This window comes from Brevibacillus parabrevis (genome assembly GCF_003710905.1).
GTDB classification, from domain to species: Bacteria; Bacillota; Bacilli; order Brevibacillales; family Brevibacillaceae; genus Brevibacillus; species Brevibacillus parabrevis.
The window spans coordinates 496,863-513,335 of record NZ_RHHV01000005.1; the positions used below are offsets into that span (position 1 = coordinate 496,863).

General features: G+C 54.8%; 11 protein-coding genes. 8 read left to right on the top strand and 3 right to left on the bottom strand.

Features of this window, described 5'->3' with window-relative positions:
- The first annotated feature begins 19 nt into the window (after positions 1-19).
- The 3 genes from EDM60_RS05655 (at position 20) to EDM60_RS05665 (ending at position 5,444) form a co-directional block, all read left to right on the top strand.
- Complete coding sequence (locus EDM60_RS05655) at positions 20-1,273, top strand: efflux RND transporter periplasmic adaptor subunit (protein WP_122963076.1); 1,254 nt, start codon at positions 20-22, stop codon at positions 1,271-1,273.
- A complete protein-coding gene (locus EDM60_RS05660; RefSeq protein WP_122963077.1) occupies positions 1,266-4,370 on the top strand; it encodes an efflux RND transporter permease subunit in 3,105 nt (1,034 codons plus the stop codon). The genes EDM60_RS05655 and EDM60_RS05660 overlap by 8 nt, the downstream gene beginning before the upstream one ends.
- 117 nt (positions 4,371-4,487) lie before the next feature.
- Complete coding sequence (locus tag EDM60_RS05665; RefSeq protein ID WP_122963078.1) at positions 4,488-5,444, top strand: Gfo/Idh/MocA family protein; 957 nt, start codon at positions 4,488-4,490, stop codon at positions 5,442-5,444.
- A gap of 94 nt (positions 5,445-5,538) precedes the next feature.
- Here EDM60_RS05665 and EDM60_RS05670 read toward each other — a convergent pair whose 3' ends face one another.
- Positions 5,539-6,504, bottom strand: coding sequence for a DHH family phosphoesterase (locus tag EDM60_RS05670; RefSeq protein ID WP_122963079.1), 966 nt, complete (start codon positions 6,502-6,504; stop codon positions 5,539-5,541).
- A gap of 163 nt (positions 6,505-6,667) precedes the next feature.
- A complete protein-coding gene (locus EDM60_RS05675; RefSeq protein WP_122963080.1) occupies positions 6,668-7,558 on the bottom strand; it encodes a LysR family transcriptional regulator in 891 nt (296 codons plus the stop codon).
- Positions 7,559-7,674: 116 nt separating this feature from the next.
- Between EDM60_RS05675 and EDM60_RS05680 the strand changes: the two genes are divergently transcribed.
- Entirely contained in the window at positions 7,675-8,835 is a 1,161-nt protein-coding gene (locus EDM60_RS05680; RefSeq protein WP_122963081.1) for an MFS transporter, read from the top strand.
- A gap of 1,645 nt (positions 8,836-10,480) precedes the next feature.
- On the opposite strand, the gene EDM60_RS05685 is transcribed toward EDM60_RS05680, so the two are convergent.
- Entirely contained in the window at positions 10,481-11,371 is an 891-nt protein-coding gene (locus EDM60_RS05685) for a LysR family transcriptional regulator (RefSeq protein ID WP_122963082.1), read from the bottom strand.
- A 157-nt stretch (positions 11,372-11,528) separates the two neighbouring features.
- Between EDM60_RS05685 and EDM60_RS05690 the strand changes: the two genes are divergently transcribed.
- The 4 genes from EDM60_RS05690 (at position 11,529) to EDM60_RS05705 (ending at position 16,472) form a co-directional block, all read left to right on the top strand.
- The gene (locus EDM60_RS05690; protein WP_122963261.1) at positions 11,529-12,464 is read left to right on the top strand and encodes a dipeptidase; all 936 of its coding nucleotides are present in this window, start codon (positions 11,529-11,531) and stop codon (positions 12,462-12,464) included.
- Between the two features lie 26 nt (positions 12,465-12,490).
- Entirely contained in the window at positions 12,491-13,582 is a 1,092-nt protein-coding gene (locus EDM60_RS05695) for a DmpA family aminopeptidase (RefSeq protein WP_122963083.1), read from the top strand.
- 56 nt (positions 13,583-13,638) lie between these two features.
- The gene (locus tag EDM60_RS05700) at positions 13,639-14,955 is read left to right on the top strand and encodes a serine hydrolase domain-containing protein (RefSeq protein WP_122963084.1); all 1,317 of its coding nucleotides are present in this window, start codon (positions 13,639-13,641) and stop codon (positions 14,953-14,955) included.
- A gap of 368 nt (positions 14,956-15,323) precedes the next feature.
- Positions 15,324-16,472, top strand: a complete 1,149-nt coding sequence (locus EDM60_RS05705) for an ABC transporter substrate-binding protein (RefSeq protein ID WP_409362256.1) — start codon at positions 15,324-15,326, stop codon at positions 16,470-16,472.
- Position 16,473: the final 1 nt, after the last annotated feature.

A 16,473-nucleotide genomic window follows, 5' to 3' on the forward strand; every position in this document is an offset into this window, starting at 1 on the left:
AAGCAGGAGTGAAGAGAACATGAATGCATGGATCAGGAAAGCGGCGGGAAGTGTAGCGCTCCTCTCGCTTGTGCTGGTGGGAACGGCTTGCACAACAGGGGAGCAGCCTGCAAGCAGCGTGGAAACCCGGCTGGATGCAAAAGTGGTGGAAACGAAACGCGTTCAAACGAAGACTGTCCGTACCGAGAGCGAGCTGTCGGGCACGCTTGCTCCTGTAGAAGAGGTGACGGTTGCTTTTGAATTCGCCGGGGAAATCAAACGGATGCCGTTCAAGGAGGGGGATTCGGTTAAAAAGGGAGACGTTCTGGCGGTGCTTGGCACCACGGACTACTCGCTCCAGCTCGCAATGGCAAACGCAGAAGCAAACGGCGCGAACGCCCAATTGGCCAAAGCGAAAAACGGCTCCCGCAAGGAAGAAGTCCAGCAAGCGCAGGCAGCGGTTGAAGCGAAGCAAATCTCTTTGCAGCAGGCCGAGAGCGATTACCGCCGCATGGAGCAGCTACATAAAAATGGGGCGATCTCGCAAAGTGAGTTTGAACGGGCGAAAAATGCGCGGGAGCTGGCGGAAAAAGACCTTTTCCAGGCAAAAGCGACCTACTCTCTGGTCGTCGAAGGGGCGCGCGCGGAAGATGTGAACGCGACGCAGGCGAGTTATCAAGGAGCGATGGCAGCACGCAATCAGGCGGCGGCGACACTGGCGAAAACCGAGGCGAAAGCGCCTTTTGCCGGAACCGTACTGGCAAAAATGGCGGATGTCGGTCAGCTTGCAGGCCCGGGTGCTCCCGTGTATCGCATCGGCAACATCCAGCAGTTGAAAACGATTTTGCCTGTGCCGGATCAAGACATCTCATCCTGGCGGGCAGGCGACGAGGTCGAGCTTGCGCTGTACGGGAACAAGCGCAAAGGCAAAGTGACGAACATCTATCCGGCTACGAATGAACAGACGGGCACGATCGGCGTGGAAGTGGTGGTCGACAATGCCGCCAAAGACTGGTTTGCCGGGCAAGTGGTCAGTGCGAAACGAACCTTGGAGCAAAAAGCAGCGATTTTTATCCCGACCCAAGCTGTTTTCAGCCGCGGGTCTGAACCTTATGTCTTCCTTTTGACAGAAGGAAAAGCCCGCAAGACGACGGTAACGCTGGGGGAGTATGTCGACAACGAGCTGGAAATTACAGCAGGGATAGCGGCGGGCGATGTCTTGATCACTGACGGGGCAGACCGCTTGCTCGACGGGGATCGGGTCACTGTCAAAGGAGGCGTGAAGCATGATTGAATTTTTGATCAAGAAGCGAAAAATCACGCTCGTCTTTTTTGCGATGCTGATCTTGATGGGGATTTACGTCTTGTTCTCGCTCCCGAGACAGGAGCAGCCTGACATCATCGTCGGCACCGCGACAGTGACCACGGTCTATCCGGGAGCGACTCCGCAAAAAATCGAGCAGACCGTCACGAAAAAGCTGGAAGAGAAGATCAATGAAGTGCAAGGGATCAAGTCGATCAACTCCGAGTCGCGTTCAGGGGTGTCGATCATTACCGTACAGACGGAAAATGATGCCAAACCGAAAGCCGTGTTTGAAGACATGCGGAAAAAAGTGAAGGACGCCGAAGCCGACCTGCCGGAAGAGGCGGAGCAGCCGATCATCAATGATGACATGAGCCGCACTTTCATCCAGTCGTTCCAAATTACCGCCGATTCTTTTGAACAAATCCTGCAATTGCGCGATACGCTCGACCTGTGGAAGGATCAGCTGCGCACCGTTCCGGGCGTGTCCGATGTCTCGATCCTCGGATTGCCCGAGCAGGAAGTGAAAGTCAACGTACAGGCGCAAAAGCTCCAGCATTACGGCATTTCTTGGGCGCAAGTCATGGACGCGATTCAAACGAAAAACGAGACGGTTCCACTCGGAGACATACATGTCGACAAACGCCAATACCAACTGACCATGCCTGTCAGCTACGATCCGACTTCGCTCGGAAAAGTGGTCGTGACCCGTACTGCTCAGGGGGTACCCGTCTATTTGCAAGATGTCGCCACGATTTTGGACAGTACGAAACGGGTGGAATACAAGACGTACTACAACGGAAAGCCCGCCGTCACGGTCAGCATCAACGCCGAGCTGGGCAGCAACGTCCCGAGCGTCCAGCGCGCGGTCGACGAGAAGCTGCATTCTTTAGAAGAGCAGCTGCCTTCGTGGGCGAAAAAGGAAACGGTTTACGCCCAGATGGAGCGGATCGACAGTTTGTTTTCCGAGCTGTTGCATGAAATGCTGATCGCGATTGTGGCCGTCCTGTTCGTTTGCATGCTCGGCTTGAACTTGACGACTTCGATGATGGTCGCCCTCGCGATCCCGATCTCGCTTGCGTCAGGGATGGCTGTTCTCCCTTTGCTCGGGATCACGCTGAATCAGATGAGTGTCTTTGGCATGATCATCGTTCTCGGGATTTTGGTGGATGACGCCGTTGTGGTCAATGACAACATTGAGCGCAGGCTGTCCGTGCTTGGAGAAGAACCGTATACGGCAGCCGTGCTTGGCACGAAAGAGGTTGCCGTTTCGATTGTCACGGCGACATTTGCCACGATCAGCGCATTTGGCCCGATCATTTTTTTGACAGGCGATGCCGGGCAGTTCATTTTTCCGGTGCCAGTCGTCATCATTTTCACGATGACCGCCTCCATGATCATGTCGCTCTCGCTCATCCCGATTTACCGGGAGTGGAACGAGAGACGAAAAAACAAGCGCGCGAAAAAAACGGCAGCAGACCGCAAGCCAGCCGGACTTTTGGGCAAGCAGATCGATGCGCTGACCCGCTGGTACGGAGATCGAGTCATGCCGGCGATGCTGAAAAACCCGTTGAAAACGGGAGTGATCGGGGTGCTGGTCGCTACAGCCTTTTACGGACTGGCTGCGTTTATTCCGATCCAGCTGTTCCCGGATGACGACAGACCGCAGATGATTGTCAACATAAACATGCCGATCGGCAGCAATTTGCAGGAAACCGACCGGATCGTCCAAGGCACCAGCGACTGGATTGTCAAACAGCCGCACATTCAAAAGGTGGCTGCCTTCGTCGGGGGAGCTGCCCCGCAGATGATCACGAGTGCCCCGTCGATCGGAACAGGCGAAAACATGGCGCAGCTCGTCGTCGTCTTTGACCATACGCAGATGGATGCGCGCAAAGTCGTCGAGCCGTGGACTGTGCAGCTGAAAGAACTGTACCCGGAGGCGAATATCATTCCGTACAGCGTGAAGGCGGGCATGTATTCGGGCAGCCCGGTCGCCATTCGCGTGTATGGAAATGACTTGTCCGAGCTGTATGCGATTTCCGAGGAAGTCAAAGCGATGATTAAAGAGACGAAAGGAACTTACAATATCAATGACACGCTCGGGAATGCGCAATATTCCCTCCAATTCCAGGTGGAGCAGGGGAAAATGGACAAGGCGCTGGTCCATGAAGCGGATTTGACGAGAACGTTGCGTCTGATCAGTCAAGGCATCCCGGTTGGACAGTTTGACAACGGGAAAAAGCTGATCGACATGACTTTGCTGGCTGATCAGGCGAACATGACTCCGCAGCAGCTTTTTAGCCAGCTTACGGTTCCGAATAGCCAAGGGCAGCTCATTCCGGTGGCGCAAATAGCGGAAATGAAACCGAGCTTGTCCATCCAGAGCATTCCCCGCTACAATATGTCCCGCAGTGTCACGATTACGAGCGATGTGCGGGGGCGCACGGCGGATGACGTGATGAGCGAGCTGGTGCAAAAGCTGGAACACGTCGAAATGCCGGATGGTTACGCCTGGAAGGTGACGGGTGAATCGGAGGAGGAAGGCGACGTGCTGGCCGATTTGGGGCTGCTCGCGGTGGTGGCTGTGCTGCTCATCTTCCTGTTGATTGTGTTGCAGTTCAATTCCTTGTCGATACCGACTTTGGTGATGAGCACAGTCTACCTGGCGATCGCCGGAAGCATGATCGGGTTGTTCATTACCGACACGCCGATCGGCTTCATGACAGTAGCCGGGTTTATCTCCTTGGCCGGAATTGTCGTGCGAAACGGAATTGTCCTGATCGAGTTCATCGAAGAAGCACGGCACGCTGGCATGGGGTTGCGAGACGCGGTGATCGGCGCTGGAAAAGCGCGGTTGCGCCCGATTTTGCTGACGACTTTTGCAGCCGTGGCTGGCCTTGCCCCGATGGCGATTTCCGGGAGCGTGCTGTTCAAACCGCTGGCCATCACGATTATTTCCGGGCTGCTGTTCTCGATGCTTTTAACTTTGATTGTTGTGCCGTCGCTTTATACCGTCGTGGCGCTGCAAAAGGAAAAGAAGCGTGAGCGGGTGGAGAAGCAGCAAGAGGCTCCGGCTTGCGTGTAGCGGTTTTGGCAAAGCTTTTTTGCGCGATCTCGTTTTTTTACAAGGAATTTTCAGACAAATGGAGAAATGGGGGAGGTGCAAAAAAGACGTACTTCATCAGGAAGCGAGGAAAGACAGATGAACCAGAGCAAGTGGAAAGTGGGCGTCATCGGCGCAGGAGTCATGGGCGAACGAATGATGAACGCCATTCGCACGCACGAAACATTTTGTGTAGCGGCAGTCAGTGACGTTTCGGCGGAAAGAGCGCAGGAGGCTGCGCAAAAATCCGGAGACGTGCCGTGGTACACCGATTACAAGGAATTGCTCGCAAAAGAAGAGCTGGATTGCATCTATCTGGCTGTTCCGCCAAAATTCCACCACGCGATTGCCTTGGACGTGCTGGCTCACAAAAAGCATTTGCTGTGCGAGAAGCCGCTCGCCAACTCGCTTGGGGAAGCGGAGGAAATGCTGGCCGCAGCGAAAGACGCAGGTGTCGTACACGCGATGAATTTCCCGCTCTACTATCAGGGCATTTTCCCGGAGCTGCGCCGCAGGCTGGAGGAGATCGGCGATGTGCGCAGAATCGACATTTTGACTCATTTCCATACATGGCCGCGCCCGTGGCAGCAGACGCCGTGGCTGTCCGGTCGGGAGCAGGGCGGCTTCATCCGCGAGGTTTTGCCGCATTTTACCCATTTGACGTACGCTTTGTTTGGCGACTTGCAGGTGATCCGCTCGGAGGTAGACTATCCGGAAGATCCGCAAGCGTGTGAAACAGGCGTATCTGCCTTCTTGCGCCTGGCAGACGGCACGCCTGTGACGATCAACGGGCTGGCGGGTATCGCGCATCAGGAGCATTTGGACTACCGCATTTACGGTACAAAAGGCACGCTCAGTGTGGTCAACTGGAGCAAGCTGTCTGTCGGAAGAGACAATGAAGCTCCTCAGGCAGCGGGCGTGCCCGAGCAGGACCGTCTGTCGCTGTTGCTCGATGAGCTGGCGCTGGCTCTGGAAGGCAAGGAAGCCAGGCTGGTTACGTTTGAGACAGGTGTAAAAGTGCAGAAAGTATTGGAAGCGTTGCTGGGTCACGCGTAACGGTAAGGCAGGAAAAATCCCCTCGCGGAAGCGTCCGCGTTCGTCTCGTAACAGCTTGGGACGGACGTGGATGACCGGAGGGGATTTTTTGCGTTTAATGGACGCGCAGGGCTGGGTAGACGAACGTTTTCAACGTCAGCCCTGTGAACGAGCAGCCCGCCGCTTTTGGATGTCCGCCACCGCCGTAATGGGCGGCGATCACAGAGAGATCGACGTCATCGCGGTTCGTGCGCAGGCTGATCCGGCCTTTTCCCGGATCGAGCATGGCGACAAAGTCGATTGTCTCGTCGCTTTTGCACAAAAAGCTTCCCGTCGTAGAGTGGTATTGCTCCAAAAAGACGACCCCGACTGTGTACTGCTTCGGCTTGTCCAGGTCGATGTCGACCGGAAGCCGCTTCATTTGCCGCAGCTTTTTTTGCTCGTAGGCAGCGATTTTGCGTTCCTCCGCATAGATCAGGATCGACTCCCATTCCGTGAACACAAACTGATCCGTGTCGTCGCCTTCCCCGCGCAATCGTCCGATTACTTGATCGGCAAAAGTCTCCCGTTCTGCCAAGTAAAACAACAGGTTCAACTGATGCGCCTGGTCGTTGCCGCTCGTCTCCCAGTCCCACGTGTCAAAAGCGCGAACCAGCTCTACGTAGTGGGAGAGCACGTCGGTAGGCGCAAGCGCGCCCTTTTGGATCAAGTAGTCGTAGTAAAGGCTTGTGGCCGAGGGCTTTTTCCCCGCCTCCTCTACCACGACGTTCGCCCAGTCGTACTTGGCTGACAGCGGCAGCGCTGTCGGGTGGTGGTCGATCAGGACGAACGAATGCCCGCGCGCGACCTGTTTTTGAATCAGGGCGGCTACTTTTTCGTTGACGCTGACATCGGTAATGACAACGGACATTCCGGGGGCAAGCTCCTGCTCGATGAACGTCTCGATCTCCTGGCTGACGGTATACGGAGATACGCCGCGGACGAGGACTTCCTGGCCGGCATAGGCGATTCGGCTCAGGATGGCGCACGATTCTCCGTCGAGGTCTTTGTCGGTGAAATGGATGATGGCTGGCTGATGCATTGAAGGCTCTCCTTGTGTTTGGCTTTTTGTGGGATAGCGAAGCTACCACTTAGGATGTCCTTTTCGGCTTGTGTTCGAACCAGCGGGAGGGCGAGCCGAGCCATTTTTCAAAAGTGTGTGTCGTCTGAAGTTCGTTGATGAACAAGCAGTCCGCCTGCGTTTGTTAACGAAAGGTGCGAAAAGACGTCTCCAGCTTATGGATAAACGCTTTGGCAGCCACACTCATGTACTTGTCGTTGCGATACATGATCACCATTTCCCGGATCGGCGAATCTTTGATCTCGATCGCGCGAATGTTGAGCGAGGGGAAGCTTTCGATCAGGCGGCTGGGCTGGATCGTGGCTCCGATTCCGGCGTGAACGAGTTGGAGCAGGGAGGTGGCAGAACCCGTTTCCATGATCGTCTCAACGGTCAGCCCGTATTCCAGCCCCCATCTGTCGATCAAATCTCTGCCGTAAAAGCCTTTCGGATACATGACAAACGGGATGGTGCGCAAATCGTCGGCAGACACAAATTCGTTCTCGGCAAGCGGGTGGTCGGCATGGACGTAGAGACTGTACGTTTCCGTGTAAAACGGGATGCGGGTCAAGCGCTGGTCGGCAGGCACGGCGGGCATGGACAGACCGACACCCAGGTCGACTTCAATGTTCAACACCTGATTGACGATGTCGATGGAAGGAAACACTTGCACTTTGGTTTGCGGGAATTGCTTATGAAAGTCGATGAGCAAAGAGGTGAGCCGATAGTCCAGGTCGGAGGGCAGTACGGCAATGCGCAAGTGGCTGGCATGCAGGCGGGTCAAGTCTGCGATGGCTGTTTTCGCATTTTCAAGCTGCTGCGCGATTTGTCTGGCGTGATGCTCCAAAATTTCTCCGGCTTCTGTCTTTACCGTTTTTTTCCCGATGCGGTCGAACAGGGGAACGCCGACTTCGTCTTCCAGAACGCGGATTTGCTGGCTCAATGTCGGCTGGGTGATGCCGAGCTTGTAGGCGGCTTCGGAAAAATGCAGTTCGTTGCACAGCATGAGAAAGTATTGCAGCTGGCGAAATTCCATCGCTTCCGCTCCTTTATACATAGTCTGTAGCTATTGTTTGTATAGAAAAAATAGAATTGATCTATTATAATCCGGCATTTACACTTCATTCAAGGACTGAGGAAGGAAGTGCTTGCGTGAAGTTTTTTTATTTGGGTTTCGTCGTGTTTTTTCTGTCGCTGAACTTGCGGCCGTCCATTACGTCTGTAGGACCGTTGCTTGACATCATTCAAAAGGATTTGGGCATGAGCGGCGTGACCGCCAGCCTGATTACGACGCTTCCGGTCTTGTGCATGGGGCTGTTTGCGCTTTTGTCGATCACGCTTAGCCAGCGTTTTGGGCTGGAGCGAGCGTTGTTTGTCTCTATGGTGATGATTTTTGCGGCTACGGCGTTTCGGGCGGCGGTCAACGACAGCGTCAGCCTGCTGGCGACTGCCCTGATTTCCGGAATTGGCATCGGCATCGCAGGCCCGCTTTTGTCAGGCTTTATCAAAAAGCATTTTCCTGGCAGGCCGGGTGCTACGAGCATCTACTCCGTATCGCTGGTCATCGGGGCGGCGGTCGCTTCGAGCTTGTCGATTCCGATTTTTGAAGGGCTGCACCAGTCGTGGCAATATGCGCTGTGCGTCTGGGCAGGCTTGGCGGTGATTGCGGCGGGGCTGCTGCTTCCGCTGACGAAAGAAAAAGCGGCGAAATCGGAGCTGACACGGCCTTCCTTGCGGGTGAAAAATGGGCGAATGGGCAGCAGCATGGTGTTTTTCGGTTGCATGTCATCGATGTTTTACATGATTACCGCCTGGCTGGCGCCGCTCGTGCAATCGGCAGGAATCAGCCACGAGCAGTCGGGACTCGTTCTGACGTTGTTTACGATCATCCAGATTCCCGTCAGCTTTTTCGTCCCGGTCATCGTCAGCCGCACGGGCAAACGCAATCTGTGGCTCGTCATCTGTGCCCTGTCCGAGCTGATCGGCGTCGCTTTGCTGCTCGCTCACCTGTCGCCGTGGTTGGCGACCGTGTTTCTCGGAATCGGGGCAGGCGGTCTGTTCCCGCTGGCGCTTTTGATCCCGATTCAGGAAGCGGAGAGCGCTGCGGAAGCGACTTCCTGGTCAGCGGCAATGCAATGCGGCGGCTACATGCTCGGCTGTCTTGGGCCGATGCTGATTGGGTTGACTGTGGATGTTTTTGGCAATTTTACGGTTGGGTTGATCGTGATGCTGTTCATCATCGGCTGTCTGCTCTGGTCGATCAGCAGGCTCGGCGGGCGGAAGCAGGTGGTTAAAAGGACGGTGGCGACATAGGGGAGGAAACAGGAGAAACCGCCGCAGGGCATCTGGCCTCTTGCGGAGAAGCCTAGACTGGCCGCCTGCGGTGAAAAAGGAAAACCGCGGCAAAAGCAGTGTGTTCGAAGAAGTGTGCTCACGTTGCCGCTTAAAAGCCGTTTTCCTTTTTCACCTCCGGCTGGGAGGAGTCCGAAAGCCCTGCCGCTTGTTTCTCCTGTTTCCTCGGCCAACGTTTGGCTTTGGTCGGAGTTTGTTTATTTGTTGAAAGTTAATTGGAGGAGAAAATTTCTGGATGAGCTTCGTGATGGTTGATCAGGAACTGAAATGTTAGTGCAGCTGTTGAACGGTGCTGCAGCGAAGGGAGGAAACAGGAGAAACCGCCGCAGGGCACCTGGCCTCTTGCGGGGAAGGGGAGACTGGCCGCCTGCGGTGAAAAAGGAAAACCGCGGCAAAAGCAGTGTGTTCGAAGAAGTGTGCTCACGTTGCCGCTTAAAAGCCGTTTTCCTTTTTCACCTCCGGCTGGGAGGAGTCCGAAAGCCCTGCCGCTTGTTTCTCCTGTTTCCTCGGCCAACGTTTAGCTTTGGGCGGAGTTTGTTTGTTGAAAGTTAAGCGGAGGAGGAAATTTCTGGATGAGCTTCGTGATGGTTGATCAGGGGGAAATTCAGTGCGGGAAGTAGACAATCCTTTTTCATAGATGCGTTGTATGACGCAACCGACTTCAAGAAAAACCTTAATCATGGTTTCGATTTTACCTTGTCACGGCGGAAGTGCCGATGACGCAAACTACAGAGAGTCAGCCCAAGCAAGCTTTTATGCATTCAGCCTTTTCCTTGAAACCCCCGATCACCACACCTAGCCCCAGACGAGGAAAGAGACGAAATGCGCGAAAGCTCTTTGGGATACCGACCGAGGCTGCGAGGAAAAAGCGAAACACGGTTTTAAGCGTCAACGTGAATCTGCATCTGTGAGCGGCTGCTTTTGACGCGGTTTCGCTTTTTCCCCGGAGCCGTGCAGTCTAGGCCCCCAGCGGGTATCCCAAGAAGCTACAGCGATTCGTCTCTTTCCTCGCCATAGGAAAAGTGTCGATGAAGCAAACTGCAAAGCGCTACCGAAGTAGGCTTTTTCGCACTTGGCATTTTTCTTTGAAACCCGCGCCGACCACAACCAACTGCTGACGAGGAAAGAGACGAAATGCGCGAAAGCTCTTTGGGATACCGACCGAGGTTCCGAGGAAAAAGCGAAACACGGTTTTAAGCGTCAACGTGAATCTGCATCTGTGAGCGGCTGCTTTTGACGCGGTTTCGCTTTTTCCCCGGAGCCGTGCAGTCTAGGCCCCCAGCGGGTATCCCAAGAAGCTACAGCGATTCGTCTCTTTCCTCGCCGCGCCTGAAGTACCGATGACGCGATCTACAAAGCGCCACCCCAACAGGCTTTGCTCCTTAAGCTTTTTCCCGCCTCACCTGAAGTACCGATAACGCAATCTACAAAGCGAAGCCCAAGCCAGCTTTCATGCATTCAGCCTTTTCCTCGCCCCACCCGAGTTACCAATAAAGCAATCCACAAAGCATCCTCCCAAGCGCTCCCCATTCAACCGAAGCCACCCAAAAAGAAAAAGCCCCGCGCACAAAAAACGTGCCGAAGCCCTTTGCCAACGGTATATCCCTCACTGCAACGCCTTGTTTTGCATCAAAAAATCGATAAACGTCCGCATGATTCCGTTTACAGGCGTGTCTTTCAAGTAAATCAGCTCAAAATTGCGGTTGATTTGCGGCAGGTTGAGGACATCTACTTCCTTCAACTTCCCGTCGCTCAAATCCTTGCTGATCGCAAAGCGAGGCAAAAAGGCGATGCCAAGCCGCTGCTTCACCATCCGCTTGACGACCTCGATGTTGTCCGCTTCCATGACCACGTTGTTTTGCAGTTGAAAATGGCTGAACGCGTTGTTGATCAGCTTCCAGTCCAGAGAGCCGCGGTTGAACAAAATCAGCCGTTCGCGCGCCACCTCTTCGATCGACACCTGATGGCGATAGGCAAACGAATGCTCAGGGTAAATCGCCAGCACCATGTCGTCGGACATGAGCTGAATCCGGTTGATCTGCGGGTGGTTGACCGCTCTGGCGATGCCGAACGAAACCTCGTGGTTGAGCACCATATCGAGCACCTGATGAGAATGTCCCGTGAGGATCGTCAGCTTGATTTTCGGGTACAGTTGCTGAAACTGTTCCACGAGATCCGGCAAGATGTAGAAGGCCGAAACGAATACGGTCGAAATGGTCAGCTCGCCTTCCACGTCGCCTTGCGACCGCTGAATCGCCTGTTGGCCTTCTTGCAGTGTGTTCATGATATTTTTCGCGTAGGGCAAAAACAAGTCGCCTTCTTTGGTCAGCGAGATCGTATGTCCGGTGCGTTGAAACAGCTTGCAGCCCATCGAGGTTTCCAGCGCTTTGATCCGCATGCTGACGGTCGGCTGGGAAAGGTACAACAGGTCTGCTGTTTTGCTGAAACTCCCGGTCAAGGCAACAAAGATAAACGCTTCCAGTTGTTCCATATTCATAGGGGTAGGCTCCATTATGCAAAATTTTGAAGATGCCTATAGCAAAAATTCATTGGAATCGCACTTAAAAATACATTACCGTAAAATGAGAGAATTAGGTAGAGTTCGACCAGAGAAAATAGAGCGAGGAATGATGGGAATGCAGGGAATGCAGGGAATGATGGGAATGCCGATTATCGATTTGCATTGCGATGCGCTGTTGAAGCTGTGGGAGGAAAAGGGCAGCATCTCCTTCACCGATTCCGACAAGCTCGATGTGAACAGAAACAGACTGCACGAAGGCGGAGTAAAAGTGCAAAGCTACGCGATTTTTACGCCACCCGATCTGCCGTCGGAAAGTCGGTTCCAGTGCGCGCTGGATCAGATTCATTACTTTTACGCCGAAGTGCTCGGCAAACACCCGGAAATGAAACAGATTCGCGACTGGAGCGATCTGGACAAGCTCGGCGACGGCGAGATCGGAGCCATGTTGACACTCGAAGGGGTCGAGCCGATCGGCAACGACTTGAAAAAGCTGCACATTTTGTACCAGCTGGGCGTGCGTTCTGTTGGGCTTACCTGGAACTTGGCGAACTTGGCGGCTGATGGAGTGCTGGAAGAACGGAAGGGCGGGCTGACCGCGTTTGGCAAAGAGCTGATCCAGTTTCACAATGAACGAAAAATTTTGACAGATGTTTCGCATTTGTGTGAGCGCAGCTTCTGGGAGACGCTGGAGCTGGCAAAGTACCCGATCGCGAGCCATTCCAATGCGCAGGCGATTTGCGGCCACCCCCGCAACCTGTCCGATGAGCAGGCAAAGGCGATGTTTGCCAAAGGAGCCAACGTCCACGTCGTCTACTGCACGATGTTCATTAACGAGTCGACACCGCCGACAATCGACGATCTGATCCGGCATATCGACCATTTTTGCTCGCTCGGCGGAGTACGCCACATCGGGCTAGGCTCCGATTTCGACGGGATTTCTGCCAAAGTCGTCGGACTGGAGCATGCGGGCATGAGCCAAAATTTGATCAATGAACTGCTCAAACGATACACAGAGGATGAAGTGCGCGGGTTCGCCTACGAAAACTTTTTGCGCAACCGTCCAGTGTAAGCAAAAAAGCGCAAGGAGGAGTAACCATGGACCGCACTGAAAAGAACAGAGGAAAAATTCGCGAATGGGGAGCTGTCGTCGGCAAGCTGCCTACAGGCGAAAAAAACGATCTGACAGACGTGGCAGGTGTCCGCGTGGGGCATGTGACGATTCAGCACGAGTTGGCAGACGGGGAGTGCGCATGTACAGGAGTGACGGCGATTTTGCCGCACGGAGGGAGTCTGTTCCGCGAAAAGGTGACCGCTGCAAGCTACGTCATCAACGGCTTCGGCAAGACGACCGGGCTTGTGCAAGTAAACGAGCTGGGGGTGCTGGAATCGCCGATCATGCTGACCAACACGTTTTCGGTGCCAGCCGTCACGCAGGGCACATTGCAATACATGCTGGCTACCAACGAAGAGATCGGGGATACGACAGGAACGGTCAACATCGTGGTCGGCGAGTGCAACGACGGGCACCTCAACTCCATCCGCCGCTGTGTGGTGCGGCCCGAAGATGCTGTGGCGGCGATTGAAAACGCTTCGGAGCAAGCGGTAGAGGAAGGAGCGGTCGGAGCAGGAACGGGCATGATCGCTTTTGGCTACAAAGGCGGAATCGGTTCGTCTTCACGGGTCGTGGCGGCGGATGGGCAGAAGTACACGCTCGGTTCGCTGGTGTTGTCCAATTTTGGCAGCAAGGACGACTTTTTGGGCCACCGGCTGTTTGCCAACAGCAATACCAACGCCGACGAAACAGAAACGGCCAAACAGGCAACCGAGCGCAAAGAGGACGGTTCGATCATCATGGTACTGGCTACGGACGCGCCGCTGAGCGATCGGCAGTTGCTGCGCGTCGCCAAACGGGCAGGAATCGGGCTGGGGCGTACGGGAAGTCACTTCGGGCACGGGAGCGGCGACATCGTCATTGCCTTTTCCACCGCACAGAAAATTCCGCACAATACAGACGCGCATATCGAGACGCGCGTACAGCTTCGCGAGGATCACCCGATCATGAACGAGCTGTTTGCGGCGGCGGCAGAGGCGACGGAGGAAGCGATCTACAACTCGCTGTCCCAGGCAGTCACGACGAACGGCAGAAAAGGGCGCACGGTGCACGCGCTGCCGACCACGCTTTTGTAAAAAGGTCGGCTTCAGCAAGAACGATCTCATTTATCCCAACAATATGGAGGACGGCTATGGAGCGACTGCAAACGACAGAGCTTGCGCATTACATAGAAACTTTCATGGAAGAGCACAGCGTCCCTGGCCTTGCCGTGGCGCTGTCTCTTCACGGACAAACGATCTATGCCAAAGGGTTTGGCGTGCGCGATCTGGATACAAAAGAGCCTGTTACGCCCGAAACGGTTTTTGGCATCGCTTCCGTCACCAAGTCGTTTACGGCAGCGGCGATCATGCAGCTTGTTCACGAAGGAAAGCTGTCGCTGGATGATCCGGTCAACAAATACTTGCCGTCGTTCCGACTGACAGGCTGCGATGCGGGCAAAATCCAGATTCGCCATCTCCTGTCCCATACCTCCGGCGTTCCGCCGCTGCTGCGCAAAGAAGAGCTGATCCAGTTTCACGAGCATCTCGATTATTTGGCTCACGTGGAATTTGCCGCGCTGGGCGAGCCGGGACAGTATTTCAGCTACGCCAATGACATGTTCCTGCTGCTTGGGGCGATCATCGAGCGAGTGACGGGCCGTCTGTACCGCCGTTATATGACGGAACGGCTGCTGGAGCCGCTTGGCATGCACCGCTCTACGTTCAGCCTGGAGGAAGTCGCGCGTCTGTCCAATGTCTCTACCCCGTATGCGCGGCGAGGGGCAAACCAGCAGATGACAAAGGTTGCCTGGCCAACGCTCGGCAACTACGAGGTTGGCGGCGGCATTCGTTCCAGCGTGGAGGATTTGCTTGCGTACGGAAGCCTGTACGTAGGCGGAGGACCCGATCAACAGCAGGAAATCGTGCCCGCCAAAGGACTTGCGCCGATGTGGCAGCCCGCCCATCGGCTGACGAAAGACGCCTGGTACGGATATGCGCTCAAGACGACAACGGACTACGCGGGGGTCACGCTGGTCGAGCACGGGGGAGGGCAGCCAGGCGTGTCGTCCAATTTCGGTTTTGTGCCAGAAAAAGGTCTGGTTTGTGTCGTGCTGTCCAACATGGAAAACGTGCCAATCCGCAAAGTATGGCTGGCAGCGGTAAACGCGGCGCTGGGCTTGCCGCTTGCCCACAAGGAGCCAGACGCGCCGCTGTATCAGATCGACGGCGAGGAGCTGGACAAGCTTGTCGGGACGTACGCTTGCGCAGAAGGCGGGCACCTGCGGCTTTTCGTCAGGGAGGGCGTGCCCGTCGCCGATGTGGCAGGCACCGAGTTTGCCCTGCGCGCTGCCGCAAGCGATACATTGATCTTTACGGACAGCGAGCTGCCGCTGCGCTTTTTCTTCAAGGCGGATCGCCGAGCCTGGGCTGTGCTGCTCGGGATGAGGATGCTGCAACGCGTCGAATAGTCTTTTGCAAAAGCTGCATTCGCAAGCCTGTTTCACGGGAGAAGTAAGCCGTGGAACGGGCTGTTTGCTTTGCAGCGAAAAAGAGTAAAGAAAGTGAAAATATTGGTAAAAATTTTAAAACTAATAATTCTGAATATTTACTATAATACGAACTGTCTTCCAAAAGTAGAGGGGGTTCGTGTATGGGAGTTCGATCCTGGATATTTGCGGCACTTCAAGTGAGTATCGCCACGGCATTGCTGGTTGGGTGTAGTCAGCCCGCCGCCAATTCCGGCCAAGCGCAGCCAGATGGCGCGAAAGAGCAAGCTGGACAAGAAGTCAGGCTGAAGATGGTCGAGAGCATTACCAGTCCGCAGCGCACAGCGCTTCTGAAGGAAATGCTGACCCAGTTTGAAGCGAAAAACCCGGGCATCAAGGTAGACCTGATCTCCCCGCCTTTCGAGGGGGCCGATCAAAAAATTACGCAAATGCTGATGGCAAAAGAAGAGCTTGATGTGCTGGAGGTCCGTGAGTTCAATGCGAAGCAGTTCTCGATGAACGGCTTTATTGAAAATCTGAAGCCCTACACGGAAAAATGGAGCAATTACGACCAGCTGACCGATGTGGCAAAACGCCGCGCCACTTGGGTCGACAACACCCCTTACTATATTCCGAACGGCTTGTATCAGCGCGTCCTGTACTATCGGGCGGACTGGTTCAAGGAAGCGGGCATCGAAGCGCCCAAGACGTGGGCTGAGCTGTTGGCCGCGGGCAAAAAAATGACCGACCCGGCCAAAAATCGTTACGGGTACAGCTTCCGGGGAGGCCCTACCGGGTGGGACTACGCCTTGATTGCGATGTGGGCCTACAACGGCACCGAGGTCGATCCGTCCTCTGCTTTTTTCCTGAAAGACGGCCGAACGCTTTTTTCTACCCCGGAGTCATTGGAGGCAATGCGCTACTACAAGCAGCTGTACAAAGAAATATCGCCGCCCGATTCGGTAAGCTGGGGCTTCCAGGAGATGGTGCAAGGTTTCGTGGCAGGTTCGACGGCCATGCTGATCCAAGACCCCGATGTCATCGATGGGGCCAAGGAAAAAATGCAGGAAGGAACATGGGCAACCGCCCCTTTGCCAATTGGGCCATCAGGTGTAGCCCAGCAAGTGGTAGGCGGACCAGGCTGGGGCATGACAGCATACTCCAAGCATAAACCGGAAGCCTGGAAGCTGATCGAATTTCTCTCTGACCCCGAGCAAAGCACCCACTTCGCCAAGAAAACGTCTGTCATTCCTGTGGTAAAAAGCGCAGCGGAAGACGAGTTTTACAAAACCGGATACTTCCAGCCGTTCATTGAGATGAACCAGCAGCCGCAAACATTCATCGATGTATCCAGACCTGTCGACTACAAAGGCTGGGGAGCGTGGCAAAGCGCGGCAGACAAGGAAATCCAGAGCTATTTGCTCGATCAGCTCTCTGCGGAAGACTTGCTGAAAAAGTGGGACGAGTATTGGACAAAAGAGCGGGCTGAGCGCAAATAGA